Here is a 26,398-nt window from a genome sequence, read left to right on the forward strand (position 1 = left end):
TCGGTTGTAAATATTTCAGAATCAGTCTTTTAACTGTTCCAGAACTTTGACAAGATAATTCCATACACGTTCTGTGGAGGCAATGTCGAGAACCTCTTCAGAGGTGTGGATGCCTTTCATGTTTGGTCCGAGAGATACACAGTCAAGACCTTCAATCTTTTTGTAGAAAAGACCGCATTCGAGACCTGCATGGATGGCAACAACTTCCGGTTTCTGTCCGTACATTTCCTCGTAAACAGATACCATTTTGTCACGGAGAGGGGAATCTTTGCGGTATTCCCATGCCGGGTAAGCACCCTGAATTTCAAATTCTCCACCGAGGAATTCGGTCAGATACTGGATTTTATCAGAAAGAGCATCTCGGGCTGCTTCTACGGAGCTTCTGACACTGGAACTGGCGAAGAATTCATCGTCGGACAGCTTGACGATACCGATGTTTGTAGATGTTTCCACTAAACCTTCAATGTTGCCGCTCATTTTCTGTATGCCAAACGGAATCTGTACAAGGTAGAATAATACTTTTTCACGGCTGGTCGGATGAAGCACATCAGTTTCTGCATATCCTTCTTCTGTAATCTGGACAGTGATGTTGCTATCAGTACCTGCGTATTCTTCACGTATCCCTTTTTCTGCTTTGGCGGCACAGGCTTTTACTGCTTCGATATCTTCTCTGGCAACAAGGATTTCACATACGGCTTCTCTTGTGATGGCATTGTCTTTCTGACCACCTTCATAAGAAATGATTTCATAATCGGTGTCCTGTTTGAGAGCATAGAGAAATCTTCCCATAACAATGTTGGCATTTGCGCGTTTTTTATCAATTTCAGAACCGGAATGTCCGCCCATAAGTCCACAGACTTTTATCTGAAGTTTTTCACCCTCTGCTGCAACGCGCTGAACCGGAATGTGGCTGACTGCGGAAAGACCTCCGGCACAGCTGATCCAGAGACTTCCTTCTGCTTCAGAATCCATATTGATCATGCGTTTGCCGCTGAGTACGCTGCAATCCAGTCCGAAAGCTCCGAGAAGACCGATCTCTTCATCTACAGTAACCAGAACCTCCAATGCTGGGTGAGGGATGTCTGTGCTGTCAAGAAGTGCAAGGGAGTAAGCAACTGCAATGCCATCATCACCGCCGAGAGTGGTTCCGTTTGCAGATACGTATCCGTCTTTGACAGAAAGGTTCAGACCGTCTTTTGTAAAGTCATGCTCTACATCAGGCCTTTTTTCGCAGACCATATCCATATGTCCCTGAAGGATAACGGTCGGAGCATTTTCGTATCCTGGGGTCGCGGGTTTGTAGATAACGACGTTGTTCAGTTCATCCTGAACATATTTGAAGCCATGCTCTTTTGCAAAATCTACAAGATAATCACTGATCTGTCTGGTGTTTCTGGAACCATGCGGGATCTTGCAGATTTCCTCAAAATAATAAAAGACTTTTTTCGGTTCGCAATTTTCTAATACTCTCATATTGATTTCCTCCATGAAATAAATGATAACAATCATTATTTGTTATATTTTATCGACATATCTGTCTGATATGTGGCATAAAGTAAAGCAAAGCATATAAAAAATATGAATATGAAAAGACTTTTTTTTACAATATTCTGCGTCATGCAGATTGGTTTTATACTTGTGTATCCGGCGGAAGCGCTTAAAGCAGCCAGAGAAGGCTTGAATCTGTGGCTGAATGTCATGATTCCGACACTCCTGCCTTTTCTTATCCTTACCGGAATACTGGTGCAGACAGACCAGATTAGCCGGTTACTGGCACCGCTTAAAAAACTATGGAAAATTGTTTTGGGTATTTCTCCTGCCGGTGCATATGCAGTTCTGGTCGGAATGCTGTGTGGTTATCCTATGGGGGCAAAAACAACATCGGATCTTTATGAAAATGGAGAGATTACCCAAAATGAAGCAGAATATCTGCTTACCTTTGTGAATCAGCCAAGCCCGGTATTTGTTCGTACATATCTGTGTCAGATCTGTCTGAATGGCAGTGTTCCATTTTGCAGAATGCTGTTGATTCTTCTTGTGTCTGAATGGATGACAGCACAGTTTTTTCGTTTTATAGTTTTCAGAAAGAAAAACTATTTCCGTGAAGAAACATTTACGAAAAAAGAGACACCCGTCATAAGCTCACCAGGAGCTTTTCTGGATGTCTCCATTATGAATGGGTTTGAAACAATTACCCGGCTGGGTGGATACATTCTTATGTTTTCAATTTTGTCCGCCTGCATCAGTCGCTGGTATATACCACATAGTGTTCCGGGATATTTGCTGACCGGAATACTGGAACTGACTACCGGTCTATATCGTCTGCAATTGCTGGTACTGCCGGACATAACAAAAGGTATGCTGGCAGTTTTCCTTACTGCATGTGGCGGAATCTGTATAACTGCCCAGACCAGAAGTCTTGTGACAAAAGAACTGTCCGTAAAATTCTATATTGTGGCAAAACTTCTGAATGGTGTAATTGCTGTGGCTTTATTCTTATTCGTCACCAAGATCGTCTAAAAGACTGTCTTCTTCCGGTGCCTTACTAAGATCCTCATGATAAGATCCTGTCATGGCTGCAGCCTGTGCAGTCTGCGGAGCCAGTTCTTGACGGTTGTGGTTTACAACATCAAGGCAGCTCTGAAGAGAATCAATAAATCCTTTGTATTTGCCGCCGGCATCTTCAAGAGTCTGAGTCAGTACAGAACCGATGTTTGCCATCATATCATCTGTATAAGTGATGGCGCTCAGACGAATACTGTTTGCATCCTGAGTGGCGGAATCAAGGATTTCCTGTGCCTGCTTGTTGGCTGCATTGATGGTATCGTTTGCCTGTGCGTATGCTTTCTGCATGATCTCATGCTGTGTGACAAGTTCCTGGGCCTTTGCCTGTGCATCCGCGATGATACCGTCTGCTTTGGACTGTGCATCTTCCAGAATGGCATCCTTATTGCTGATGATCTTCTGATAACGTTTGATCTCGTCCGGTGTTTTCAGACGAAGCTCTCTTAAGAGCTCTTCGATCTCTTCTTTGTTTACAATGATCTTTGTTGCGGATAAAGGCTGGAATTTACAGCTCTCTATAAACTCGTCAATTTCATCAATAATCTGTTCGATTCTGCTGCTCATAGTATATTCTCCATTCTCTTTAATTTTTCTCGTTTACCTGCTGAAGTTTCGCGCGTAATGTCGTGGTGATCTCCGGCGGCGCAAATTTTGACAAATCTCCTCCGAAGCGGGCGACTTCCTTCATAATGGTGGAACTGACATAAGCATATTCCAGACTGGTAGTGAGGAATACAGTATCTACATCAGGAGCAAGAACTCGATTTGTCTGTGCCATCTGGAGTTCATACTCAAAGTCCGTGACAGCACGCAAACCACGCACGATTACCTGTGCGTGATTCTCTCTTGCGAAATTAACAGAAAGACCGTCAAATGGTTTAATGATTACATTTGGTATGTCTTTTGTCGCCTTTTCCAATATATTAACACGTTCTTCCACAGAAAACAACGGACTTTTTGAAGAATTATACAAAACTCCGACTACTACTCTGTCGAAAGAGACGCTTGCACGCCGGATGACATCCAGATGACCATAGGTCGCCGGATCAAAACTTCCGGGGTATACTGCTGTTACCATGTGTGATCTCACTTTCTTTTATACAAAAATACATGTTTGTTTGTCTTGTATTCTTTAGAGCGTGCCAGTTCATATCCGAGATCGGTCACATAGGAAAAATCCGTATGCAGATCAGCTTCTGTGATGATCAGTGTGTGTTCATCAGCAAGTGAGCTGTCTGTCAGGTATTCAAGAACCTGACGTTCCAGATCGTGATTATATGGCGGATCCATAAAAATACAGTCAAAGGCTCCTCCGCCCTCAAGGGAACGAAGTGCCTGTAAAACATCCATGTTCAGAAGTTTACCATGTTCGGCAAGCTTTGTAAATGAAAGATTGTCACGGATACAGTTGCAGGCCCTTGGATTCTTTTCTACGAATACAGCATATGCAGCGCCACGGCTTAATGCTTCAATGCCAATTCCTCCGCTTCCGCTGAAAAGATCAAGAAAGCGGCAGTCAGGCATTTCAGGCTGCAGAATATTGAACAGTGTTTCTTTTATACGGTCAGTTGTCGGTCGTGTTTCCATGCCAGGTACGGTTTTGAGATTAAGCCGTCTGGCTGTTCCTGCTATTACTCTCATTTTAAATTCAGTCTCCAATCCAGATCACCACGGGCAAGTCCGAGAATCAGAAGTTCAGCGGTTGCGATATTGGTAGCAACCGGGATATTATACTGGTCACAGCGCATGACTATAGCCTGAATATCAGGTTCTTTTGGATCCATCATAACAGGATTATAAAAAAGAATGACCATATCAAGATCCTGACGCTCTACCATTTCCATAAACTGTTTGTCTCCGCCAATGCTTCCTGCAAGAAACTTATGCACATGAAGGTTTGTGGCTTCTTCAATTCGACGACCGGTAGTTCCTGTGGCATAAACCTCATGCTTGGCGAGTATATTCTTGTATGCGATACAGAAATCTTCGATAAGTACTTTTTTACTGTTGTGTGCAATGATTCCTAAATTCATCGTTCATCTCTCCATTTTCACCAATACATTACTGGTTTTTTAGTTATAATATAGCTATTCTCATATATTATAACAAGTCAACAAAAAATTGGCAATTATTTCTTGAAAATTTATACAAAAAAACAGTGCAGTCCGGAATCTGATTACAGATTTTGGAGCTGCACTGTCTTTATCCTGAATAATTCAGGAGTTTAGGTTATTGATCAGAATGCTCAGTACTGTTCGTTCTGGGAACTTCCGGACATCTGGCGTTCCTGCTGTTCGATCATCTTTTTGACCATATAGCCGCCGACGCTTCCGTTCTGTTTGGAAGTCAGGTTTCCGTTATATCCATCTGTAAGCGGTACTCCCAGTTCGTTTGCAACCTCAAATTTAAAACGATCAAGAGCGCCTTTTGCTTCTGGTACAACTGCTCTGTTAGAAGAAGTATTTTTTGTCATGATTATTTCCTCCTTGGTTTTCGTTTAATTGGATGTTACAGTGCTAGTATATGAAGGATACAGAAAAATAAACTGGAACTTACTGGTTTAACTGGAAATAAAAAATTCAGATGACCATAAAGATCATCTGAACCTGATTGAAAAAATAATATTGAAGTCATAAAATTATAAACCGATGAAGCCGGTAATATCGTTGTTGATTACGTAATGTGCACCATTGTCTTCTGGTTTGATATAAATCTTAAGATCTGTAAGATCGGCTTCTTTTTTGCCCATTTCTTCTGTCCAGATTTTTTTGATGCTGTCTACAATATCTTTTTCGGATACTTCTTTACCAAGCCACTGTACATATACTTCGGTATTTAAAGAAACAGCTTTTTTGGAAGCAGTTTTTCTGACAGTAGTCTTTCTGGTAGTTGCTTTTTTAACAGTTGCTTTAACTGCAGCTTTTGCAGTAGTTGTCTTTTTTGCAGGAGCCTCTTTTTCAGTAGCCGGTTTCGCAGTAGATGTCTTGAGTTCTGCTTTTTTTGTTGTGGTTCTTGTAGCCATAATAGCCTCCTTACAAGATGATTATGTTTTTACGGTACTAGAATACTACGATTTGTCAGAATTTGCAACTGTTCTTTCAGAAGCTGATTCTGCGGAAGCGTCAGGTCAGGATCCAGTGAAAGGATTTCTGAAGCTGCCTCACTGGCGGATTTCAGAATGGAGGAATCGTTATAAATGTCCCCGATGCGAAATTCCATCACACCGCTCTGGCGGATGCCAAACAGATCTCCCGGTCCGCGGAGTTTTAAATCTTCACCGGCGATATAAAATCCATCGTTGGATTTATTAAGAATTTCCAGTCGTTTTGAGGTGGTGTCTTCTTTATTTCCCTGTACAAAAATACAATATGACTGATGTTCTCCACGGCCGACACGTCCGCGGAGCTGGTGAAGCTGTGCAAGACCGAAACGCTCTGCATTTTCAACCATCATGACTGTAGCATTCGGCACGTTAACACCGACTTCAACAACGGTAGTTGAAACCAGAATCTGTATCTTGTTTGCCGCGAAACGCTCCATGATCTGATTTTTTTCGGAGGCTTTCATTTTGCCGTGAAGATATTCTATCTGAATATCTGACGGAAAGACAGATTTGATTTTTGCAGTATAATCCAGGACATTTTCTGCGTCGAGTCCTTCACTCTCTTCTACCATCGGACAGATGATATATACCTGTCTTCCCTCCTGCACCTGTTTTTGGATAAAGGAATATGCCTTTGGGCGATAAGAAATATCTACAACACAGTTTTTGATCGGAAGTCTTTTGGCAGGAAGCTCGTCGATCACAGAGATATCGAGATCTCCGTACAAAATGATTGCCAGAGTTCTTGGAATCGGTGTTGCACTCATGACGAGAACATTGGGCGGGTTTCCGCGTTCAGCAAGCGATTCGCGCTGCTTGACACCGAAGCGGTGCTGCTCATCAGTGATGACAAGTGAAAGATTTTTGTAGATTACTTTTTCCTGAATCAGTGCGTGTGTACCGATGATGATCTGTGCTTCGCCCGAAGCAATTTTTGCATAAATTTCACGCTTTTCTTTTGCAGTATTGGAACCTGTGAGCAGTACTGTACAAAAATCAAGCCCCTGCTGTTTTAATAATCTCATAAAACTTTCATAATGTTGTTTTGCAAGGACTTCTGTCGGAACCATCAATGCAGACTGATAACCGTTTTCGCAGGAAAGAATCATGGCAAGAAAAGCGATGATCGTTTTTCCGCTTCCTACATCGCCCTGTACCAGACGCGACATAAGTGCCTGTCCGGACATATCACGTTCAATCTCATACCAGGTATTTAGCTGGGCGTTTGTCAGAGAATAAGGAAGGTTTTCAATGATTTGTTCGGTAATCCAGGTTTTCTGAATCGGAAAATAATTGGGAGTTTCTTCATTTTTTTCTTTCATCATCTGGATGGACAGGATGAACAGCAGAAATTCATCAAAAACAAGACGCTTTCTGGAAACAAGCAGTTCTTCCATGCTGAGCGGGAAATGAATAGTGCGCAGTGCATAATTAATGTCTGCAAGCTGGTAACGCTGTCGGATATCTTCCGAAAGAAATTCACTGTACATAGGAAGATTTTCAAGAAGCTGCCGGATTGTTTTGGTAATGGTTTTGTTGGAAAGTCCGCTTGTCAGGCCGTAGATTGGCTGCAGGCTGTGCAGAATCTCTTCGTATGCTGCCGGGGTAAAAACTTCCGGATGTTCCATCTGAATCCGGTCTTGTTTTTTGATGACCCGTCCACGTAATACGAAAGTACTGCCTTTTTTGAGAATTGTTCTCAAGTATGGCATGTTGAACCATATGACGGAAAGTTTTCCACTCTGGTCGGCAACTGTTGCGGTGATGATCTGTTTTCCGCCCGTTGAACGAACATAAACGCCGGAACATACCGCAGCAGAGACGGCTTTCACCGTCCCCTCTTCAAGGTCTGCGATATCCACCGGCGCTTCAAATGCGTCATAATTTCTTGGATAATAGTGAAGGAGATCTTCGGTATCATAGATACCGAGTTTAAAAAAAAGTTTTTCCGTTTTTTCTCCGACACCTTTTAAGGTCTGTAAACTCTGTCTCATTTTCCTACTCTACAGAAATAATGTAATAGTAAATTGGCTGACCGCCGTTGTTGACTTCAACTTCACAGTCAGGATACTTCTCTTCCAGTGTGGAAGCAAGTTCTTCTGCTTTTTCTTCAGAAGCATCTGCACCGTAATAAATACTGATTACTTCAGCATCATCGGTCATCATGGCATCTACAGTAGCAACTGCAACGTTTTCTTTGCCACTGCCTACAGCAAGGATTCCTTTGTCGCCGATACCCATGATATCTCCTTCGTGGATTTCTTTGGCATCGATTCGGGTATCACGAACGGCATAAGTGATCTGGCCTGTCTGGACACGGGTAATCGCATCTGTCATCTCGGCTGTGTTTTCATCATCTGTTTTTTCAGGGACGAAGCTGATCAGAGCAGTTACACCTTGAGGAATTGTTTTGGTCGGGATGACAATGATCTTTTTGTCTTCTGTCAGGTCACGAGCCTGATTTGCTGCAAGAATGATGTTTTTGTTGTTTGGTAAAATGTAAATGGTCTTTGCATTTACTTTATCAATGGCATTCAGCATGTCCTCAGTACTCGGATTCATAGTCTGACCGCCTTCAATCAGGTAATCAACACCGAGTTCACGGAAGATATCAGTAAGACCGGCACCTGCGGAAACAGCAATAAATCCGGTCTCTTTCGGCGGTGTCTGCTTCTTCTCTTCTTCGGTCTGCTGTCTGGCAAGCTTTTCTGCGTCTTTGATCAGTTTTTCCTGATGCTCTTCACGCATATTATCGATTTTCATGCGGGAAAGTGCTCCGTATGTCAGTGCACGTTCAAATGCCTGTCCCGGATGATTTGTATGCACATGTACTTTTACAATTTCATCATCTGCAACAAGAACGATGGAATCTCCGATGGAAGTAAGGAATTCCTTGAAAGAACGCTCTTCTTCGATCGGCATCGGTTTGTCCAGAAGAATGATAAACTCAGTGCAGTAACCGAATTTGATATCGGCTTCTGCCTGCTGAGAGATCTTTGTGACTGCGGCTGCACCCGGTTTTTCGAAATCGGAATAATCGATTTCTTTGCCGAGGAAACCATCGATTGCTCCTCGCAGAACTTCCAGAAGACCCTGTCCGCCGGAGTCTACAACACCTGCTTCTTTCAGTACAGGGAGCATTTCCGGTGTACGGGAAAGAGTATATTCTGCGTGCTCGAATACTTCATGAAAAAACGGCTCAAGTTCTTCTGCTTCCGGTGCAATCTCGGATGCTTTGAGAGCAGCTTCTTTTGCAACAGTCAGGATAGTTCCCTCTTTTGGTTTCATAACTGCTTTGTAGGCAGTCTCAACTGCTTTTTCCATGGCGGCTGCAATGGAAAGTGCATCCAGTTCTTTAGACTTTCTTACGCTTCTTGTAAATCCACGAAGAAGCTGGGAAAGAATAACACCGGAGTTTCCTCTTGCACCACGTAAGGAGCCGGAAGAAATTGCCTTTGCAAGTGTTTCCATATCCGGATCTGTCAGGGCGCCGACTTCAGCGGCTGCTGACATGATCGTCATTGTCATATTTGTACCGGTATCCCCGTCAGGAACAGGGAATACGTTTAATTCATTAATCCATTCTTTTTTTGCTTCCAGATTTTTGGCACCGGCCAGAAACATTCTGGAAAGTACTTTGGCATCTATGGTTTTCATGTTCACCACAAGTTCCTCCTCTGATTTCTTAATCTATGGCGCGAACGCCCTCCACATAGATGTTGATTTTTTCGATTTCCATGCCAGTGAAATCTTCAACTTTATATTTGACGTTGCTGACAAGATTGTCTGCAATTGTACTGATATTTACGCCATAAGCAACAATAACATGGAAATTCAGGCGGATCTTGTTTTCGTCGGTGATAGTTACACTGATACCATGTTTCAGGCTGTCTTTGCGAAGCAGTTTGACAAGGCCATCCTTTACGCTGACTGCGGCCATTCCGATAATACCGAAACATTCCACTGCTACACTTCCTGCATAGGTGGCAATTACGTCTGTATCAATGACGATCTGCCCCAATCCGGAATCTATACGTCCACTCATATAGGTACCTCCAATTTTTTTAGTATGCATGTATTATAACCTTTTTTTGTACAAAAAGGAATATTAATTTTGAGAATTTCTATTTTTTACTTGCAAAAGGTAAATTCATCTGTTAAAATAAGACCTGTTGAAAAAAAGCGTCAAGGAGGTGCTATCATGGCTAAATGCGCAGTTTGTGAAAAAGGTGCTTATTTCGGAAATAATGTAAGTCATTCACATAGAAGATCTAATAAAATGTGGAAATCTAACGTGAAATCCGTTAGAGTTAAAACCGCTACTGGCGGTGCACAGAAGATGTATGTATGTACTTCTTGTCTGAGATCCGGAAAAGTAGAAAGAGCATAAGATTTCATGATTATGAACGATAAGTAAGGCACGGGAAGATTGATCCCGTGCCTTTATTCGTTGCAAAAACCGGAGAATCATCATCTGCTCTCCGGCCCTCATCTGCAAAACATATGGTATCCGCACAGAAGGCAAAGTCCGGCGGAAATAACAATGATCACATTTTCAGAGATCAGCATACCGATCACCATACCGATTCCAATGCAAAAAAGCATCAGACCCAAAAGTCTTCCCACAATCCGAACCTCATCTTAAGAGCTTATAATATTATATGCAGGAAAACTTTCGGGAATACAGATTTCTGTATATGGTTTATGCTTCTTCGCTCCCGGCCTTGGTACTGCTGTCTGCAGTTGTATCATCTTTGCCGAATCCACTTGCAAAACGGTCTACAAAATCCGGAACCATATCCAGAACTTTGGTAAGTCCATCCTGATTTTTGACATTTACAAGCTTTGTGGAACCGTTCTGGATTACAAGTACGGCACTTGGTGTCAGCTTTCCGGTCATTCCGCCGCCGCCGTTGCTCTTTTTGTCTCCTTCGAATGCACCGGCACCTACACCAAAAGAAACATCTACCAGTGGAAGGATGATAGTGTCACCTACATGAATTGCCTCGCCCACTACGGTTTTTGCGGAGATGAATGCATCCAGTCCTTTAAAAAGAGAGTTTACAGTATCTTTGAAATTGTTTTCGCCTGACATAATCAGTCCTCCTTATGTTTATGTTTCCATCGTCTGATGACATATTTGATATTCTTATTAAAATACAGCTCCAGAGCGGTCTTTATGAGGAATACTCCATAGATCCGTCCTTTCAGGCTGATATTTCCTTTGAGTATATTTTTATCTTCAAATACAGGAGTTACGGCAATACAGTTTTTGTGAAGTGGAATGGTCATACCGAGAACTGCCAGTACGCTTCCTGTGATGGAGGGATCTGTGCTTCCAAAAGTAAGATTCCCCTTTGTTTTTGTCGGAAATACATGACGGAGCAGCTTTATGAAATGGTCCTTTACGAGAGTGATCGCTGCTTTGACCCGTGGATGTTCGAGAAAATCTCGAAACATATTTATTTTATCACAGATATTTTTGATTGTTAATGTGAAATTTTCGATGTTTTTTGGTATTCCGCATAACTTTTGCCAAAATCTTCTGAGTGATTCAAAAAATGCACGAAGCTTATATCCCAGACTGTAACACAGATTTTCAATCTTCCGAATCAGACGCTGCTGATCTTCGGAGATTGTTTCGTCTAAAGTTTCGTCTGTCGAAGAATATGTGTGGGATTCTTCTCTGGAGACAGAATCCTCGGTACGAGAAGTGCCTGCGAGAGATTGAGAATCTGATAATGATTTATGTGTTTCTGCATTTATGACATCTTTTTGCGTAAGTGTTTGTATTTGAGGTTTAGAGGTATCAGATGTTTGCTGCTTTTTCTTCTTACGGTTTCTAAAATAGTTCAATAATCTCAATAATGGGATTCCCAATATTCGCAGTTCATATCCGGCGGTTCGATCTTTGTAATCAAGCCGGAATGAAATTCCTCCGAAAAGCCAGCTGATTCTTGCACTTGCAGATGCATCGAAAAATGAACCCTCTTCTTTGGCTGCGCTGGCCTGATAGCGTACCGGACAAAACAGTATAAGAAGAAGTGCCAATACGACAAGCCCCAGCAGAATTGCAAGAAGCACCAATATGAATTTTATCAGTATCCACAGAATATGTAGCATAAAGTCACCTGTTTTTCCAATATTCTTTTATTTCAAATCCGCCGGTTTCAGAGAAAATTGTCTGAATCATTTCTGTAACAAGATCCATTGCGTCCTCTTTTCCTTTGGCAATACCTACAATTTCCGGACACATATCTGCTGCGCTTTCCTGAATGAGGGTCAGTGCAGGAAGTATTTCGAGAAGATTGCAGGGATTCTCTGATAATGTGATCAGATAAATGCCCGGGACAGGCTTTCCGTGTTCCAGACGGCGGCGGATACGGGAAATATTTTTGATTCCCGGTCCGATATAATAGTTTTTGTGCCATTTCAGCATACTGGTTCCTGGCTCCTTCTGTGCAGAAAATAGTGTTTATAAAAGGATGCCCCCTTTTATAAAATTTAAACGAAAAATAAACAGGGCTGCGAATGCTGCAACCCTGTTATGGATACATTTTATGCAGAGCAGTTATACTCTGCGCTGTTTCCCCCAGAGTCCCTGACTCCGCATTTCCAGATATTCCTGATATGCTTTTTCTACAATCTGTTTCTCGTTGGAGAAACGGAGAAGATGATAGATTTCATGGAATTTGTAATATCCGGAATCTACAAAAAATTCTTCTCTCTGAGGTCTGCTATGATAATTATCAGCCGTCATCAGATACCAATGTACTTCTTTTGTAACGATATCTTCAGGTACAGTAAAATTATAGTGGCTTTTGCCGATATATTTTACGACAGTAGCCCTTACTCCTGCTTCTTCATGTACCTCGCGTAAGGCAGTTTCAATGTGTGTCTCGCCCGGTTCTACGGTTCCTTTTGGGAGCACCCAACCTTCATAACGGTTCTTATAAGATTTATAAAGTGCCAGTATCTTACCTCGATAAATTACCACACCGCCACAGCTTGTTGCTTCTATCATTTTGCAATTTCCTCCTGTAATGCGTGTGAGTTTCATATCTTGAACTGCATATAGTATAACTCTTTTTTGGTCGACTGGCAACTGTTTATCAATTATTGCTGATCAAAATGATAAGCGTCAAAAAGATCTGCTGCGATCGGTACGGCTGCTTCGCTTCCGGTACCACCACCCTCAACGATTACAGCAACAACAAGATCAGGATCATCAACGTTAGAATATCCGATAAACCAGGAATGACTGGAGCCATTTTCGTCATATTCTGCAGAACCAGTCTTACCGGCTACTGTATACCCCCTGCCATTTAAGGCGGAAGCGGTGCCGCTTTCTACAACACCTTTCATCAGTTTACCGAGGATTGCAGCCTCGTTGCTTGTCATCAGACGTTTGTACGTAGTTGGCTCAGTTGTTTGGATAGTGTCTCCGTTTGCATTGACGATTTTATCAATCAGATATGGCTTCATGAGGACACCATTGTTTGCGATAGCACTTGTGATGAGTGACATATGCATTGGAGAAACAAGAGTGTTTCCCTGACCGATGGCAGTCTGCATGATCAATGGAATGCCAGAACTTCCGTCCAGTGAGAAACTGCTCTTACGATAAGAATTAAGTGGCAGTTTTTTATTAAAAAGAAGATCTTCGCTTGTTTTTAACAGAGATGCGCCGCCGAGTTCTGTACCGATCTCAGCAAAGGCACAGTTGCAGGAATTGGCAAATGCCGTATAAAAATCTTCGGTACCATGCACGTTTCCATTGTAACACTGGATAGTATGTCCTTCTTTTGTGATGCTTCCCTGACAGTCAAAAGAAAATCCGTTAAAACTTCCGTGTGTGCGGAAATAATCAAGTGCAGTGACTACTTTAAAAGTCGATCCAGGAGGATACTGCCCCATGGTGGCTCTGTTGAGCAGACTGCTGTTGGTTTCGTCATTTACAAGACTGTCCCAGTTTTCGGAAATGGTGTTGGGATCGAAATCCGGTTTGCTGACCATTGCAAGTATCTTGCCGGTAGATGGCTCAAGTGCAACAACGGCCCCTCTTCTGTCACCGAGAGAATTATATGCAGTGGTCTGAAGGTCAGCACTCAGAGTAGATACTACGCTGTCACCGGTATTTTTGGTTCCCATAAATTCATTACGGATCTGATTCAGGAAAAATTCGTGCGAAGAAAGCAGCTGAAAGTTTGCTTCGGATTCAAGACCGCTTTTTCCGTTGGTGTCATATCCGACTACGTGTGCAAATGTATTTCCATAAGGATAAGAACGCTCTTCTGTTCCATCTTCAGAGACGTTTGTCTGGGCAAGTACTTCCCCGTCGGAAGATAGAATACTGCCACGGACTACCCGGTCAGAAAAGGTATCCTGACGTGTGTTATACGGGCTGTTGATAAAGTCATCACTTTTTATGGCGTTGAAATAAATAAGATAAGCGATCAACCCCATAAAAATAGCCATGAAAAATACAGACACACAGGTATAGCTTCGATTTCTGGCACGGCGTCTTTTAGATCTGGCGCGTTCTTCCAATTTCCTCTCTCTCTCTGATTCTCTGTATTGCCTCTTGTCTTCGTTTTTCAAATTCCTCGTCCTCGTCTTCTCTTAAAATATAAAGTCCCTGAATAATCGCAAGCATCAGTATTGTACACAATAATGAACTTCCGCCGTAGCTTACGAGAGGGAGCGTTACACCGGTCATAGGGATAAATTTGGTTGCACCGCCGATCGTAAGGAAAACCTGAAATGCATATTCAGTACCAAGTCCCAGCGCAATCAGTTTGTAAAAAGGATTGATGATACGCAGTGCAATATTTACGATCATAAGGAAAAAACTCATACATACAAGGATCAGGCAGATGGCAAAAATGCCTCCAAGTTCCTCACAGATCGCACTGAAAATAAAATCATTTTTGACGACTGGGATAGATTCCGGTGATCCCTGACAGAGTCCCATGCCAAACCATCCGCCGGTGCCGATTGCAAAAAGTGACTGTACGATCTGGTAACCTTCGTTCTGATAAACAGCCATCGGGTCTTTCCAGGCGCTTACTCTCTGACGGACATGTCCGAAAAGATGATAAGCAACAACAGATGCACCGGAACCTCCGACAATACCAAGTCCGAGGTAGCCGACATTTCTTGTGGCAACATAAACCATAATAAGGTATGCGGCAAAAAAGATCACGGCACTTCCAAGGTCTTTGGAAAGTACAAGAATCCCGACGTGAAGTGCAGCAACGACTGTCACCTGCACAATGGCACGGAAACTGGTATCTCTTGATAAAAAGGATGCCATGAAAAATACAAAAGTGATTTTAATCGCTTCGGAGGGCTGTACACCCATAAGAGACAGCTTCGCACCGTAGCTTGTCCTTGCAAGAGCGAAAACTGCGCCAAGCAGGACAATACCAATACCGGCATAGACCCATGTCAGCTTACGTAAGAAACGCATCTTGCGGATCATTACGGGAATGATCAGTGCAATGCCACTGGCTCCGGCTGCGATAAGAAGCTGTTTCTGTGCTGCGGAGATATCCAGTCTGCACAGCATGATAAAACCGACGCTTAAAAGCATACACATATTGTTCAGAAGAAGTATGGATGCTTTTTTGTAAAAGAGACGATACAAAATCTGGATTGCAGCAAAAAACAACAGCATCTCCGCATAAAATTCGACAACCTGAAAGTTAAAGGTTTTCAGATAGATTATCAGAAATGCAGTAAAATCAATGAAAAAGATCAACAGAAGCTGCTGGCGTAAAAGTTCATTACGCTCTTCCTCATCAGACTGGCGTACTGTATAAAAACAGTGAAAAGTATAAATGATCATCAACGTCAGGATGATATATTTGGAAAGTTCTACTATTACATTAATCATATGCCCTATTCGGCTCCTCTTTTAAAATGTCCTTTTGTATAATTTCTCTCTGCCGGAATCTTATGATGAAGGTAGACATCCAGAAATTCCTGAAGGATTTTAGCTGCCTGAGCTGGTGCTTCTGTAGTAAAATTCAGACGGAAATTACGAATTCCGAGATTTCGCACCTTATCTGCTTCCTGCAGAAGTCCAAGTGGAAGGCTGTTATAAAGGATATTATAACAATGCTTTTCTTTTGCTGTAGTTCCGGTTTTCCATGGGTGACAGACACAGATGCTGCAGAATTCCTTATCGTAACGATCTTTCAAAACCATGGACTGTTCGTTGCAGTCACAGCCCTGCGTGTTCTTGCGTACACACTGTGCGGAAAGCATCAGAGGAATACTGCCATATAGAATCATTTCGCTGCCGATATTGTTACGGTGAAGAAGTTCTTTCTCGTTGAGCTCATAAGGGAGTGTATTTCTGAGAATATTTTCGTTTTCCCAGAATGAAATTGCCTCATCATTCCATGTATACATGGAAGCGTCCAGAATGCAGTATTTTTGCAATCCAAGTTCTCTGAGCATTCCGTAAGTCTCGAGATTCCGTACAAGAAAGCCTTTCAGTCTGCCATCAGAAAGCCATAAACGACAGCTATCAAAAAGTCCTTTTGGTGCGCTGCCTCTGGTGATATAAGGAAGTGAAAGATACAGCTCTTTTTCTTTATATATGTCGGAATTTATCAATTCTTTCAGTGCATCATAATATACATACAGTCCGTATATCTCAGGATTTTTGCAGAGTGCTGCTGCCTGCTCTCTGGTTTCGCAGGAAACCCGGAACCTAAGTGTTTGTTCGGAAGGAACAGCATTCTTAGCTGTGCTGTATCGGATCTGACCGGAAACAGTACGCTTCTGCCTGCTGTAAAGTCTTTCTTCGAGAAGCTGTATTGCATTTCTTCGAAGTTCATTCAGTACACGGATCGGAACAAAAATCTGCTCTCCCATCTCAATATTCAGAGAATTCCAGATAAATGGTGTGTTTCCGAGCTTTTCCATCTGCTGCCTGATTCGTGTCCCGGCCATAGGCTGATCTTTGGCGAACTGTACTTCTTCAGCAGTTGCGGTGATATGAGCGTCACGGCAGGAAATATCGAGTATCGCCGGAGCACCCGGATACAGAATCAAAGTTCCGCTGACAGGTTCTTTACGTGAAGGAAGTGCTTCAGGAAGCCCATTTGATTTTTTGTCGTTTGTAAATGCCATCATAGAAGGCCCGTTTGACTGTCTGTAATATCCCTGACAGGAGCCTCCGCGGCTGAAAATATCAAGGAGATACTGACGATCCTGATCTGTGATATGATATGGTTTGCTATTATTAAGAAGTATATCCAGATATTTCCGATACATTCCGGTGACAGCAGCTGTATATCCCGGCTGTTTCATACGGCCTTCAATCTTTAGAGAGGTAACACCCGCATTTATGATCTCGGGTAAAAGATCAAGGGTACACATATCTTTGAGACTTAGAGGACAAAAATCTTTTTGTGTTTTGTAATGACGGGCATCAGGGGTACGCACCTGGTAAGGAAGGCGGCACGGCTGTGCACAGCGCCCACGGTTTCCACTTCGGCCGCCAAGCATACTGCTCATAAGACATTGTCCTGAAAAGCTGTAACAAAGTGCACCATGAATAAATGCTTCGATTTCAATAGAGCTTGCCTGATGCATGGCAGAAAGTTCTTCAAGAGACAGTTCTCTGGCAGCAACCACACGGGTAGCACCCTGGTTTTCCAGGAATTTCATTCCCTCAGGGCCGGTCACAGTCATCTGTGTACTGGCATGAAGATGAAGCTCTGGAAAATTATTTCGGATAAACTGAAATACGCCAAAATCCTGTACAATGACCGCATCAAGTCCTTCTTCGTATAAAGGGCGAAGGGAATCATATAAACGTTCTTTGAGCTCTCTGTTTTTGAGAAGTGTATTTACAGTCAGATAAAGCTTTTTTCCATGAATGTGAGACGTATGAATTGCACGGATCAGCTCTTCCTGTGTAAAATTGCGCGCATATGCTCTTGCACCGAAGTCAGGGCCACCAACATAAACGGCATCGGCACCTGCGCCAAGGGCTGCTTCAAAAGCTTCATAAGAACCTGCCGGTGCAAGAAGTTCGATTTCGTGTGTTATATTCAAAATATATCATCCTTTTCTAAAAAATGGATTTAAACAAATAAAGAGGACTACCGAAGCAATCCCCTTCCTGCTTTACTTAAGCAATTTGTCAATTTCCTCATTCAGATCCTTGACTTTATCTTCGAGAAGCTCTTTCTGATGCTGGGCTTCCTGCTGCTTTTTCTCTGTTTCTTCGATCTTCATGCGAAGCGCGATGAGTTCGTGCTTCAGTTCGTACATTTCCTGATCTTTCTGCTGGAGATCCTGTTCGAAGATCTCAGCCTGTTTTTTTGCTTTGAAATAGTCATCTGTGACATTCAGACTCAGTAATGTATGTTTTGTTTCGGCGGACTGACGGGAATATCCCGGCATTTCGCTTAATTCTGCCATTTTATTATTTATATAAGATGCAACTTTCTGGAAATACTCCTCAGATTCGTAACCTCCCAGAGTGAAGATCTTGCCTCCGATTACTACCTGCGCCGTATTTTTGACTGCCATAACAAGCCTCCCGTAAATTTGTAGTTTCTTCCAACCATTATAATCGAATTTTGTAGAAATGTATAGGAATTTTTACGAATTGTTTTCAAAAATGTATTCTGTATTAATCCTGAACGGGTTTCTCAAATCCGAGATGCTCGTAAGCCAGTGCAGACGCGGTACGGCCACGCGGCGTACGGTTCAGAAATCCATTCTGCAAAAGATACGGTTCATACACATCTTCCAGAGTTCCGGCATCCTCTCCGATGGCGGCTGCCAGTGTCTCCAGACCGACAGGGCCACCCTGAAAATTGACGATCAGAGTTTGCAGAATGCGGCGGTCAATCTTGTCGAGACCGTATTGATCTACTTCCAGAAGATCGAGTGCAAATACAGCTACTTCGTAAGTGATCCGTCCATCGTATTTTACCTGTGCGAAATCACGCACTCTCTTGAGAAGGCGATTTGCAAGACGAGGGGTACCTCTGGAGCGTTTGGCGATTTCGGCAGCTCCCCGTGTATCAATTTCCACTCCGAGAACCTCCGCAGAACGAAGTATGATCGTCTGTAGCTCTTTTTGATCATAAAATTCCAGATGATGCATGACACCAAAACGGTCACGCAGAGGCGCTGATAACAAACCGGCCCTTGTCGTGGCACCGACCAGCGTAAATTTCGGGAGATCGAGACGGATGGATCTGGCAGAAGCGCCCTTGCCGATCATAATATCAATTGCAAAGTCCTCCATCGCAGGGTAAAGAACTTCTTCTACCTGGCGGTTCAGACGGTGAATTTCATCGACAAACAAAATGTCACCTTCCTGAAGGTTGTTCAGAATAGCTGCCATTTCACCGGGCTTTTCGATTGCAGGACCGGAAGTGACCTTCATGTGTGTACCCATCTCATTGGCAATGATGCCGGATAAGGTGGTTTTACCAAGTCCGGGAGGACCGTAAAACAGTACATGATCCAGCGCATCGTGCCGTTGTTTTGCTGCTTCTATATAAATTTTAAGTGTTTTTTTAGTTTTTTCCTGACCGATGTATTCATCTAGTGTCTGAGGTCGAAGATTTCCCTCTAGAGGAAGATCTTCTTCGGTCACATCGGTGGTGATCATTCTTTTATCCATTGCTAATCTTTACTCCAATCAGAAGAGTTTCAGGGCGGCTTTCAAAAGACCTTCTACGTCGTCAGGTGAGACATCCGTGACTTTACGGACGGCTTTCATAGCTTCTGTACTGCTGTAACCGAGAGCAACCAGAGCTTCTACTGCTTCTTGTCTGCCATCATGAAGGACAGAACCGGAAAGGTTCGTAGCTTCCTGTTCGTGGGCAAGCTTTTTCTCGAAAGCATCTTCAAGTTTCAGCTTGTCTTTCAGTTCCAGAATCAGTTTCTGGGCGGTTTTCTTACCAATGCCAGGTGCCCGGGAAATTGTCTTAATGTCATCGGAAAGGACAGCAAAACGAAGTTCATCTGCAGTGAGCCCGGCAAGTACTCCGAGAGCTGCCTTAGGGCCGATACCGTTGACGTTCAGAAGCAGCCGGAACATTTCCAGATCATCTCTGGAAAGAAAACCATATAACTGCATGGCATCCTCTCTTACATGAAAATATGTATGAATCTTAACTTCCCCCTCTGAACGTGAGGCCTGTTCGATAGATGAACCTGTCATAAAAATCTCATATCCAATTCCGCCGGCTTCCAGAATAACAGAATTTTCGGTGGTATCGGCTACAAGACCGCGAATAAATGAAATCATGCTGTCTCTCCTGTGATTTATAAAATCCGTAAAACTTACTCTTCCAATGATAACATAGGAAACTGTAAAAAGCAAACATCTATTCGAATAAATCGGTGGACGCGCCAGCATGCAAAAATCCGGCGAAGGGAAAACTCCTCCGCCGGATCATCCAAACTGTATTTAAAGAATAACGTGTCTTGGGCATGCTTCTTTACATGCACCGCAATTTGTACATTTGTCATAATCAATATGTGCACAGAAGTCAGTAACAGTGATCGCACCGTTTGGACAGGTCTTCTCACATTTTTTACATCCGATACATCCGATCTCACAGGCGGTAGTTACTGCTTTGCCCTTTGCATGGGAACTGCATCCTACGAATGTCTGCTGTTCGTATGGCACAAGTTCGATCAGGTGATGCGGACATTTGGCAATACATTTACCACAGGCTTTGCAGGCTTCTCGGTTAACGACTGCAACACCATTTACGATATGGATCGCATCAAACGGACAGGCTTTTACACAGCTTCCGAATCCCATACAACCGTAATTACAGGCTTTGGATCCGCCGCCTGGGATAAATGCCATCATTTCACAGTCTTCTACACCGGTATAAGTGTAATTATCGTTTGTCTTTTCGCAGGTACCGGTACATTTTACAAATGCAGCCATACGGGTGGATTCTACAACTTCCTGTCCCATGATTCCTGCAATCACTTTGCCGACTGCTTCTCCGCCTACCGGACAGGCATTGACAGGTGCTTCGCCTTTTGCGATTGCAGCTGCCAGACCGTCACAGCCGGGATATCCGCAGCCACCGCAGTTGTTTCCCGGAAGGGCTTCACGAACTGCAACTTCACGTTCATCTGTTTCAACAGCAAATTTCTTGCCGGCAACGCTCAGGAAAATACCGATAAAGAGGCCGACGGCTGCAACAACTACGGTTGCGGTAATAATTGCTCCAATATTCATAACGATGCCTCCTTAAATTAATCCTGAAAATCCGAAGAATGCAATCGCCATCAGACCTGCTGTAAGAAGTACAGTAGGGAATCCTTTGAAAGCTTCCGGAATATCATTATACTGAATTTTTTCGCGGATACCGGCCATGAGTGTAATGGAAATCGTAAAACCTACAGCGGTGGCAAATCCGTTGACGGTACCCTGAAGAATATTGTATTCGTCCTGTACGTTTGTAAGTGCAACACCAAGAACTGCACAGTTTGTTGTAATCAGAGGAAGGTATACACCAAGTGCCTTATAAAGAGATGGAACACATTTTTTGAGGAACATCTCTACAAACTGAACCAGTGCGGCAATGATCAGGATAAATACGATTGTCTGCAAATACTCCATACCTGAAGGAACAAGGATGAATTTGTAGATCAGTCCGGTAACGAAGGAAGACAATGTAATAACGAATACAAGGGCTCCACCCATTCCGACTGCAGTCTCGGTCTTTTTGGAAACACCAAAGAAAGGACAGAGACCAAGGAACTGGCTCAGTACTACGTTATGGACAATGGCAGAGCTGACAAGGATAATCAATAATTCTTTCATGCCTGTTTGCCTCCTTTACACATGGTATTGTTGCAGGAATCACAGCCTGAACAGCAGCCACATCCTTCACTTGGATCAATTCCGCGTTTTGCTGCACCGACTTTGAATTTGTTCTGAAGTGCAGCAAGCATGGCAAGTACGAAGAATGCGCCAGGAGCAAGGATAAAAATTGTGATCGGCTCATATCCCATTTTGCCGTCAGCGGCAAGCGGAAGAATCTGCTGTCCGAAGAGCTGGCCTGCGCCGAGAAGTTCGCGGACTGCACCGATACAGGTGATACTTAAGGTGAATCCGAGACCCATTCCAATACCATCAAAGAGCGATGGGATCGGAGGATTTTTGGAAGCATATGCTTCGGCACGGCCAAGGATGATACAGTTTACTACGATCAGCGGGATGTAAATACCGAGTGCGGAATACAGACTCGGAATAAAGCCCTGCAGGAGCATCTGTACGATGGTAACAAAAGATGCTACGACAACGATAAATGCAGGCATACGTACGCCGTCCGGAATGAATTTTCTAAGAAGAGAGATCATCAGGTTGGACATTGCCAGAACTACCGTAGTGGTAAGTCCCATTCCGATACCGTTGATTGCAGATGTTGTAACAGCCAGTGTAGGACACATGCCCAATACCAGCACAAAAGTAGGATTTTCTTTAATAATACCGTTTACAAGACGTTCGGCAGGTGTGTTTGCTTTCATGACTCTGCTCCTCCTTCCACATACCGAAATGCACAGAGACCGGCGTTCACACCGTTTGTCATGGCATTTGTTGTAATGGTTGCGCCGCTGATGGCATCAATCTCGTCATCAGAAGAAGCGCCTGTTTTTGTGTAGGTGAATTTTTCTACGTTTTTGTCTTTAAACTGATTCTTGAAATCATCTGTGGTAGCTTTCATACCAAGACCGGCGGTTTCACTGATGGATAAGATGGAAATTCCATTCAGTGTTCCATCATTCTGAACACCCATTGCGAACTGAATGTCACCGCCGTAGCCTTCAGAATCAGTAATTGTAAATGCATATCCGAGAGTTTCGCCGGAAGCATCTTCTGCTACCATGATCTCATCGATCGTCTGAGCAGAGAATCCGTTATCATTAAGATATCCAACAAGATCTTCTGCCTGACCTTTGTCATCAAGAGAATATTCGCTGAAACCGGAAGCATCTTCGAAAACAGTCTTGTAAGCTTCCTCTTTGGATTTTTCGGCCTGAGCCGCAATCGGTCCGGCTGTGATGTCCTGTACGACACCAAGGGCAAGACCTGCAACCAGAGTGATCACGGTAATGGAAATGGTGTTTTTTAAGATTGTATTCATGCTTTTTTACCTCCTTTTCCAAAGGCAACCGGCTTAGTTGCTTTTTCAATGATCGGAACCAGAAGGTTGCAGAAAATGATCGCATAGGAAACACCTTCTGCGGAACCGCCGAAGAGACGGAAAACGGCAGTTACAATACCAAGGCAGCAGCCATATACGAGCTGGCCCTTTGGCGTGATCGGTGTGGTGACATAATCAGTTGCCATGAACCATGCACCGAGCATCAGACCGCCTCCGAAAAGATGGCTGAGCAGGTAATTTATGTCAAAGCCCATTCCGGAGCCGAGCATGTAAAGGATTACAAATACAGCAAAGCTTCCGATGTATGTAAGCGGTACTTTAAAATCGATTACTTTAAAAGCAAGAAGGATCACTGCACCGATCAGGATCGCAATTGCAGAAGTTTCACCAATTGTTCCGTGAATATTACCAATAAACAGATTTTTGACAGGAATAGAATCTGCTGTAAATCCGCTGTTTTTGAGTTCGGCAAGTGCGGTCGCACCTGTAACGGTATCAATACAGTGATATCCGCTGAGCTTGTCCACTGCGAAATTGGTCATTTTGCCTGCAAAAGAAATCATCAGGAAACATCTTGCAGCAAGTGCCGGGTTCATGAAATTCTGACCGAGACCGCCGAAAAGCTGTTTTACTACGATGATTGCAAAAGCACTGCCAAGTACCGGCATCCACAGCGGAATCTGCGGTGGCATGTTGAGTGCAAGCAGAAGGCCTGTTACTACTGCACTGAAATCGTTGATGGTGTTCTTTTTATGCATCAGACGGTTATACAGCCATTCAAAGAAAACGCTGGATGCAACCGTCACAAGTACAACAAGAAGTGCACGGAAGCCGAAGTTCCAGATACCAAACAGTGTGGTTGGAAGCAGCGCAATCACAACGAGCTGCATGATTCGGCTGGTTGTCATTTTGTCCCTGACATGGGGATTAGATGATACGTTATACATTTGTTCCATTTCTTTTCCTCCCCCTTATTTCTTCCTGCGGCTGGCAAGAACCATTTTACGCATGGATTTGATGCTCTGGGTCAGCGGTCTCTTTGCCGGACAGATATAACTGCAGCAGCCGCATTCGCAGCATTCCATACCATCCATTGCTTCAAAACCTGCCATATCACCACGCTCTGCCAGTTTGGCAAGACGGGCTGGAAGAACGTGGCCGGGACAGACACTTACACAGCGTCCGCAGTTGATGCAGGCTGTCTGGATTTCCTGTGCTTCGGATACAGCATCATGTTCAAGGAACAGGAATGCAGAAGTTGTTTTTGTACATGGTACATGAAGGTCATATAAAGCAAATCCCATCATAGGACCACCGGAAATTGCTTTTGCAATTTTTGCTTTCAGTCCACCGGCAGCATCTACCAGTTCGGACATATCGGTGCCGGAAAGAACGAGAAGGTTCTTTGGCTCTTTGATGCCATCACCGGACATGGTAACAACACGGCTGTTGACCGGTCTTCCGAGAATAACAGCCTTATATACGGAGATTACAGTTTCAACATTGTCTACTACGCATCCTACATCGGCAGGAAGCATGCTGGAGTTGATCTCACGTCCTGTTGCTGCATAGATCAGGGTACGCTCACCACCCTGTGGGTATTTGGTCATGACTTCTTTTACTTCGATACGGTCGATGTCTTTGACCAGTTCTTTCATTTTTGCGATGCAGTCCGGTTTGTTGTCTTCGATACAGATATAACCTTTTGCGGAATCAAAAAGAGTCAGGATAACCTGAAGTCCTTTTACGACTTTTTCCGGTTCTTCGATCATACGGCGATAGTCGCTGGTGATATAAGGTTCGCACTCTGCTCCGTTTACAAGAATATATTCGATCTTGGAAGGATCCTTCGGTGCAAGTTTAACGTGTGTCGGGAAGCCGGCACCACCCATACCTACAACACCGCCTTCTTTGATACGGTTCAGGATTTCTTCCTTTGTCAGATCTTCCAGACGAGTCTCCTGGTACTCAACTTCCTGATACTGCTGGTCGTTTTCGATTACGATACAGTCGACCATAGATCCGGTAGCATTCAGATGCTTCTCAATGCCTTTTACGGTACCGGATACAGATGCATGCAGCGGTACAGAAACAAATCCGCCTGCATCCGCAATTTTCTGTCCGGCAAGAACTGTGTCACCCTTTTTTACACATGGAACCGATGGAGCACCAATGTGCTGAGAAAGTGGATAGACCAGATCACCCTTTGGGAGATACTTCTCAATCGGATGGTCTTTGGATAGTTCCTTACCTTCGTAAGGATGGATTCCGCCCCTAAAGGTCAGTTTTCCCATATATTTTTCCTCCTTATTTTATAAGCATCAGTTCTGCTTATATTCTTTTTCTTTTTCATGTCCGGTCACTGTCAGTTTTGTTCATATTAACAGTAACTCTGACTATACTATACATCTTTTTGGAGAAAAATTCACTATCGAATTTTCAAAATATTGTGTATAATTAAATACAATCACGAAAGGGATAAAAGACTATGATTGTTAAAAAAATACCTATTTTACAAGGATTTCCAGCTCCTGATACCGTTAATTATTTGTCGAATGTCAAAAATGAATTATCAGACAATAATGCGATTTTTTACGATATTGAGACAACAGGACTATCAAGATATACTGCTTCTGTTTATCTGATCGGTGCGGTCCATTATGAGAAAAATCAGTGGATGCTTTACCAGTGGATGGCTGAAAATGAAGAGGAAGAAGCTGCTGTTTTACAGGAATTTTCTGTATTTTTGGAAAATGTGGGGTATACGATACAGTATAATGGAAATCGTTTTGACCAGCCTTTTCTGGAAGAACGCTATCGGAAATACAAAATGGACTCTCCGTTTGTAGAAAAACCATCTGTAGATATCTATCAGTTGTTAAAACCATGTCAGAGTTTACTCAAACTGACCAGAATGAAACAGCCAGACCTGGAAAAAATTGTAGGAATTCATAACAGAAAATACGTAGATGGAGGCCAATGTATCCGTCTTTACAGGAATTTCATAAAAAAAAGGCAGTCGAAAATCGCTGAGGAAGTTATGGGACATAATGAAGAAGATCTTTTGGGGCTTGGAAAAATCTTTCCGATGCTCTCCTTTCGGAAGCTTTATGATGGTGAATATCATCCGAAGCATTGTGAAGTAATCGATCAGGAACTGAAAATGACGCTGGAACTTCCTGTGGCAGTTCCGATAAGTGTTTCATGCGGAAATACTTCCTTTTATTTGACGGTATCTGAGCAGGAGGCAAAAATCCTTGTACATCTGAATCACGGAAAACTGCGTCAGTATTATCGGAATTATAAAGATTATGAATATATTCCGGGCGAAGATACGGCAATGCCAAAATCCATCAGCAAATATATGGATAAAAGTCTTCGCTTTGCAGCAACACCACAGACTTGCTATACCTGGTTCCGATGTGACGAAAGTTTTTTAAACGATCCAGCAAAACAAATGCACTATCTGACACACACGCTCTCGTTTTTTCTTGATAATTTTAATAAATAATCAGAGGACACGCCTCCGGCGTCTCCTTAATCTGCAATG

General features: G+C 43.2%; 30 protein-coding genes. 3 read left to right on the forward strand and 27 right to left on the reverse strand.

The genetic code is table 11. From position 1 onward, the window contains the following. Positions 1-21: 21 nt before the first annotated feature. Entirely contained in the window at positions 22-1,473 is a 1,452-nt protein-coding gene (locus tag BQ7344_RS01780; protein ID WP_072521168.1) for an aminoacyl-histidine dipeptidase, read from the reverse strand. Positions 1,474-1,584: 111 nt separating this feature from the next. Between BQ7344_RS01780 and BQ7344_RS01785 the strand changes: the two genes are divergently transcribed. Beyond that, the gene (locus BQ7344_RS01785) at positions 1,585-2,520 is read left to right on the forward strand and encodes a hypothetical protein (protein ID WP_159431344.1); all 936 of its coding nucleotides are present in this window, start codon (positions 1,585-1,587) and stop codon (positions 2,518-2,520) included. Here BQ7344_RS01785 and BQ7344_RS01790 read toward each other — a convergent pair. From BQ7344_RS01790 to BQ7344_RS01830, 9 genes are all read right to left on the reverse strand, one after another. Beyond that, positions 2,497-3,129 (reverse strand): ATPase, encoded by a 633-nt coding sequence (locus tag BQ7344_RS01790; RefSeq protein WP_072521170.1) that lies wholly within the window; start codon positions 3,127-3,129, stop codon positions 2,497-2,499. The two genes, BQ7344_RS01785 and BQ7344_RS01790, sit on opposite strands and share 24 nt — an antisense overlap. Before the next feature lie 19 nt (positions 3,130-3,148). After that, a complete protein-coding gene (gene coaD / locus BQ7344_RS01795) occupies positions 3,149-3,643 on the reverse strand; it encodes a pantetheine-phosphate adenylyltransferase (protein ID WP_072521171.1) in 495 nt (164 codons plus the stop codon). An 8-nt stretch (positions 3,644-3,651) separates the two neighbouring features. After that, positions 3,652-4,206, reverse strand: coding sequence for a 16S rRNA (guanine(966)-N(2))-methyltransferase RsmD (rsmD, locus tag BQ7344_RS01800; RefSeq protein WP_072521172.1), 555 nt, complete (start codon positions 4,204-4,206; stop codon positions 3,652-3,654). Beyond that, a complete protein-coding gene (locus BQ7344_RS01805) occupies positions 4,203-4,598 on the reverse strand; it encodes a methylglyoxal synthase (RefSeq protein ID WP_015542690.1) in 396 nt (131 codons plus the stop codon). The genes rsmD and BQ7344_RS01805 overlap by 4 nt, the downstream gene beginning before the upstream one ends. 212 nt (positions 4,599-4,810) lie before the next feature. Further along, positions 4,811-5,038, reverse strand: coding sequence for an alpha/beta-type small acid-soluble spore protein (locus tag BQ7344_RS01810; RefSeq protein ID WP_072521173.1), 228 nt, complete (start codon positions 5,036-5,038; stop codon positions 4,811-4,813). Between the two features lie 165 nt (positions 5,039-5,203). Further along, positions 5,204-5,587 carry a DUF6465 family protein gene (locus tag BQ7344_RS01815; protein ID WP_072521174.1) on the reverse strand — a complete coding sequence of 128 codons (384 nt, stop codon included), beginning with the start codon at positions 5,585-5,587 and terminating at the stop codon, positions 5,204-5,206. 29 nt (positions 5,588-5,616) lie between these two features. Next, a complete protein-coding gene (gene recG / locus BQ7344_RS01820; RefSeq protein WP_072521175.1) occupies positions 5,617-7,662 on the reverse strand; it encodes an ATP-dependent DNA helicase RecG in 2,046 nt (681 codons plus the stop codon). A gap of 4 nt (positions 7,663-7,666) precedes the next feature. After that, positions 7,667-9,331, reverse strand: a complete 1,665-nt coding sequence (locus BQ7344_RS01825) for a DAK2 domain-containing protein (RefSeq protein ID WP_072521176.1) — start codon at positions 9,329-9,331, stop codon at positions 7,667-7,669. A 22-nt stretch (positions 9,332-9,353) separates the two neighbouring features. Next, complete coding sequence (locus tag BQ7344_RS01830) at positions 9,354-9,713, reverse strand: Asp23/Gls24 family envelope stress response protein (protein WP_072521177.1); 360 nt, start codon at positions 9,711-9,713, stop codon at positions 9,354-9,356. A 156-nt stretch (positions 9,714-9,869) separates the two neighbouring features. On the opposite strand from BQ7344_RS01830, the gene rpmB reads away from it, so the two are divergent. After that, positions 9,870-10,058 carry a 50S ribosomal protein L28 gene (gene rpmB / locus BQ7344_RS01835; protein WP_072521178.1) on the forward strand — a complete coding sequence of 63 codons (189 nt, stop codon included), beginning with the start codon at positions 9,870-9,872 and terminating at the stop codon, positions 10,056-10,058. Between the two features lie 98 nt (positions 10,059-10,156). Here the strand turns inward: rpmB and BQ7344_RS16105 are convergent, their stop codons facing one another. The 17 genes from BQ7344_RS16105 to rsxC all read right to left on the reverse strand — a co-directional run bounded on the left by BQ7344_RS16105 (position 10,157) and on the right by rsxC (position 25,142). Further along, on the reverse strand, positions 10,157-10,294 hold the full coding sequence (locus BQ7344_RS16105; RefSeq protein ID WP_159431345.1) for a hypothetical protein: 138 nt from the start codon (positions 10,292-10,294) through the stop codon (positions 10,157-10,159). A 76-nt stretch (positions 10,295-10,370) separates the two neighbouring features. Next, on the reverse strand, positions 10,371-10,763 hold the full coding sequence (locus tag BQ7344_RS01840) for a GerW family sporulation protein (RefSeq protein ID WP_072521179.1): 393 nt from the start codon (positions 10,761-10,763) through the stop codon (positions 10,371-10,373). 2 nt (positions 10,764-10,765) lie between these two features. Continuing rightward, positions 10,766-11,791 carry a DUF2953 domain-containing protein gene (locus tag BQ7344_RS01845; RefSeq protein WP_072521180.1) on the reverse strand — a complete coding sequence of 342 codons (1,026 nt, stop codon included), beginning with the start codon at positions 11,789-11,791 and terminating at the stop codon, positions 10,766-10,768. A gap of 4 nt (positions 11,792-11,795) precedes the next feature. Next, positions 11,796-12,107: a hypothetical protein gene (locus BQ7344_RS01850; RefSeq protein ID WP_072521181.1), complete on the reverse strand. Its 312-nt coding sequence runs from the start codon at positions 12,105-12,107 to the stop codon at positions 11,796-11,798. A gap of 132 nt (positions 12,108-12,239) precedes the next feature. Beyond that, positions 12,240-12,692 carry an NUDIX hydrolase gene (locus BQ7344_RS01855; protein ID WP_015542680.1) on the reverse strand — a complete coding sequence of 151 codons (453 nt, stop codon included), beginning with the start codon at positions 12,690-12,692 and terminating at the stop codon, positions 12,240-12,242. 92 nt (positions 12,693-12,784) lie between these two features. Next, complete coding sequence (locus BQ7344_RS01860) at positions 12,785-14,134, reverse strand: peptidoglycan D,D-transpeptidase FtsI family protein (protein WP_083585576.1); 1,350 nt, start codon at positions 14,132-14,134, stop codon at positions 12,785-12,787. A gap of 61 nt (positions 14,135-14,195) precedes the next feature. Beyond that, a complete protein-coding gene (locus BQ7344_RS01865; RefSeq protein ID WP_072521182.1) occupies positions 14,196-15,566 on the reverse strand; it encodes an FtsW/RodA/SpoVE family cell cycle protein in 1,371 nt (456 codons plus the stop codon). 5 nt (positions 15,567-15,571) lie between these two features. Further along, complete coding sequence (locus BQ7344_RS01870) at positions 15,572-17,743, reverse strand: peptidase U32 family protein (protein WP_235816014.1); 2,172 nt, start codon at positions 17,741-17,743, stop codon at positions 15,572-15,574. Positions 17,744-17,815: 72 nt separating this feature from the next. Further along, positions 17,816-18,223 carry a cell division protein ZapA gene (gene zapA, locus BQ7344_RS01875; RefSeq protein WP_072521183.1) on the reverse strand — a complete coding sequence of 136 codons (408 nt, stop codon included), beginning with the start codon at positions 18,221-18,223 and terminating at the stop codon, positions 17,816-17,818. A gap of 103 nt (positions 18,224-18,326) precedes the next feature. After that, positions 18,327-19,331: a Holliday junction branch migration DNA helicase RuvB gene (gene ruvB / locus BQ7344_RS01880; protein WP_072521184.1), complete on the reverse strand. Its 1,005-nt coding sequence runs from the start codon at positions 19,329-19,331 to the stop codon at positions 18,327-18,329. 18 nt (positions 19,332-19,349) lie between these two features. Then, positions 19,350-19,961 carry a Holliday junction branch migration protein RuvA gene (gene ruvA / locus BQ7344_RS01885; RefSeq protein ID WP_072521185.1) on the reverse strand — a complete coding sequence of 204 codons (612 nt, stop codon included), beginning with the start codon at positions 19,959-19,961 and terminating at the stop codon, positions 19,350-19,352. A gap of 162 nt (positions 19,962-20,123) precedes the next feature. Continuing rightward, complete coding sequence (locus tag BQ7344_RS01890) at positions 20,124-20,915, reverse strand: RnfABCDGE type electron transport complex subunit B (RefSeq protein ID WP_072521186.1); 792 nt, start codon at positions 20,913-20,915, stop codon at positions 20,124-20,126. Between the two features lie 12 nt (positions 20,916-20,927). After that, positions 20,928-21,503, reverse strand: a complete 576-nt coding sequence (gene rsxA / locus BQ7344_RS01895; protein WP_072521187.1) for an electron transport complex subunit RsxA — start codon at positions 21,501-21,503, stop codon at positions 20,928-20,930. Beyond that, entirely contained in the window at positions 21,500-22,210 is a 711-nt protein-coding gene (gene rsxE, locus BQ7344_RS01900) for an electron transport complex subunit RsxE (protein ID WP_015542646.1), read from the reverse strand. The genes rsxA and rsxE overlap by 4 nt, the downstream gene beginning before the upstream one ends. Next, complete coding sequence (locus BQ7344_RS01905; protein ID WP_072521188.1) at positions 22,207-22,827, reverse strand: RnfABCDGE type electron transport complex subunit G; 621 nt, start codon at positions 22,825-22,827, stop codon at positions 22,207-22,209. Before BQ7344_RS01905 ends, rsxE begins: the two co-directional genes overlap by 4 nt. Then, positions 22,824-23,804, reverse strand: a complete 981-nt coding sequence (locus BQ7344_RS01910) for an RnfABCDGE type electron transport complex subunit D (RefSeq protein WP_072521189.1) — start codon at positions 23,802-23,804, stop codon at positions 22,824-22,826. Before BQ7344_RS01910 ends, BQ7344_RS01905 begins: the two co-directional genes overlap by 4 nt. Before the next feature lie 15 nt (positions 23,805-23,819). After that, positions 23,820-25,142 carry an electron transport complex subunit RsxC gene (gene rsxC / locus BQ7344_RS01915; protein ID WP_072521190.1) on the reverse strand — a complete coding sequence of 441 codons (1,323 nt, stop codon included), beginning with the start codon at positions 25,140-25,142 and terminating at the stop codon, positions 23,820-23,822. A 194-nt stretch (positions 25,143-25,336) separates the two neighbouring features. Here rsxC and BQ7344_RS01920 point away from each other — a divergent pair, with 194 nt between their 5' ends. Continuing rightward, on the forward strand, positions 25,337-26,359 hold the full coding sequence (locus tag BQ7344_RS01920; protein WP_072521191.1) for a ribonuclease H-like domain-containing protein: 1,023 nt from the start codon (positions 25,337-25,339) through the stop codon (positions 26,357-26,359). Positions 26,360-26,398 lie beyond the last annotated feature (39 nt).

The organism is Blautia sp. Marseille-P3087, from assembly GCF_900120195.1.
Classification (GTDB): Bacteria; Bacillota; Clostridia; order Lachnospirales; family Lachnospiraceae; genus Blautia_A.

What these genes read in the sequence shown, in the direction of transcription:
- BQ7344_RS01815 (WP_072521174.1), bottom strand. Translation starts at nt 5,587, where the DNA reads ATGGCTACAAGAACCACAACAAAAAAAGCAGAACTCAAGACATCTACT.
- BQ7344_RS01845 (WP_072521180.1), bottom strand. Translation starts at nt 11,791, where the DNA reads ATGCTACATATTCTGTGGATACTGATAAAATTCATATTGGTGCTTCTT.
- BQ7344_RS01865 (WP_072521182.1), bottom strand. Translation starts at nt 15,566, where the DNA reads ATGATTAATGTAATAGTAGAACTTTCCAAATATATCATCCTGACGTTG.
- BQ7344_RS01910 (WP_072521189.1), bottom strand. Translation starts at nt 23,804, where the DNA reads ATGGAACAAATGTATAACGTATCATCTAATCCCCATGTCAGGGACAAA.
- BQ7344_RS01860 (WP_083585576.1), bottom strand. Translation starts at nt 14,134, where the DNA reads ATGGGGTTGATCGCTTATCTTATTTATTTCAACGCCATAAAAAGTGAT.
- recG (WP_072521175.1), bottom strand. Translation starts at nt 7,662, where the DNA reads ATGAGACAGAGTTTACAGACCTTAAAAGGTGTCGGAGAAAAAACGGAA.
- BQ7344_RS01840 (WP_072521179.1), bottom strand. Translation starts at nt 10,763, where the DNA reads ATGTCAGGCGAAAACAATTTCAAAGATACTGTAAACTCTCTTTTTAAA.
- BQ7344_RS01830 (WP_072521177.1), bottom strand. Translation starts at nt 9,713, where the DNA reads ATGAGTGGACGTATAGATTCCGGATTGGGGCAGATCGTCATTGATACA.
- BQ7344_RS01905 (WP_072521188.1), bottom strand. Translation starts at nt 22,827, where the DNA reads ATGAATACAATCTTAAAAAACACCATTTCCATTACCGTGATCACTCTG.
- BQ7344_RS01810 (WP_072521173.1), bottom strand. Translation starts at nt 5,038, where the DNA reads ATGACAAAAAATACTTCTTCTAACAGAGCAGTTGTACCAGAAGCAAAA.
- rsxC (WP_072521190.1), bottom strand. Translation starts at nt 25,142, where the DNA reads ATGGGAAAACTGACCTTTAGGGGCGGAATCCATCCTTACGAAGGTAAG.
- BQ7344_RS01780 (WP_072521168.1), bottom strand. Translation starts at nt 1,473, where the DNA reads ATGAGAGTATTAGAAAATTGCGAACCGAAAAAAGTCTTTTATTATTTT.
- rsxE (WP_015542646.1), bottom strand. Translation starts at nt 22,210, where the DNA reads ATGAAAGCAAACACACCTGCCGAACGTCTTGTAAACGGTATTATTAAA.
- coaD (WP_072521171.1), bottom strand. Translation starts at nt 3,643, where the DNA reads ATGGTAACAGCAGTATACCCCGGAAGTTTTGATCCGGCGACCTATGGT.
- rsxA (WP_072521187.1), bottom strand. Translation starts at nt 21,503, where the DNA reads ATGAAAGAATTATTGATTATCCTTGTCAGCTCTGCCATTGTCCATAAC.
- BQ7344_RS01855 (WP_015542680.1), bottom strand. Translation starts at nt 12,692, where the DNA reads ATGATAGAAGCAACAAGCTGTGGCGGTGTGGTAATTTATCGAGGTAAG.
- zapA (WP_072521183.1), bottom strand. Translation starts at nt 18,223, where the DNA reads ATGGCAGTCAAAAATACGGCGCAGGTAGTAATCGGAGGCAAGATCTTC.
- rsmD (WP_072521172.1), bottom strand. Translation starts at nt 4,206, where the DNA reads ATGAGAGTAATAGCAGGAACAGCCAGACGGCTTAATCTCAAAACCGTA.
- ruvA (WP_072521185.1), bottom strand. Translation starts at nt 19,961, where the DNA reads ATGATTTCATTTATTCGCGGTCTTGTAGCCGATACCACCGAAAATTCT.
- BQ7344_RS01920 (WP_072521191.1), top strand. Translation starts at nt 25,337, where the DNA reads ATGATTGTTAAAAAAATACCTATTTTACAAGGATTTCCAGCTCCTGAT.
- rpmB (WP_072521178.1), top strand. Translation starts at nt 9,870, where the DNA reads ATGGCTAAATGCGCAGTTTGTGAAAAAGGTGCTTATTTCGGAAATAAT.
- BQ7344_RS01785 (WP_159431344.1), top strand. Translation starts at nt 1,585, where the DNA reads ATGAAAAGACTTTTTTTTACAATATTCTGCGTCATGCAGATTGGTTTT.
- BQ7344_RS01805 (WP_015542690.1), bottom strand. Translation starts at nt 4,598, where the DNA reads ATGAATTTAGGAATCATTGCACACAACAGTAAAAAAGTACTTATCGAA.
- BQ7344_RS01790 (WP_072521170.1), bottom strand. Translation starts at nt 3,129, where the DNA reads ATGAGCAGCAGAATCGAACAGATTATTGATGAAATTGACGAGTTTATA.
- BQ7344_RS01850 (WP_072521181.1), bottom strand. Translation starts at nt 12,107, where the DNA reads ATGCTGAAATGGCACAAAAACTATTATATCGGACCGGGAATCAAAAAT.
- ruvB (WP_072521184.1), bottom strand. Translation starts at nt 19,331, where the DNA reads ATGGATAAAAGAATGATCACCACCGATGTGACCGAAGAAGATCTTCCT.
- BQ7344_RS01890 (WP_072521186.1), bottom strand. Translation starts at nt 20,915, where the DNA reads ATGAATATTGGAGCAATTATTACCGCAACCGTAGTTGTTGCAGCCGTC.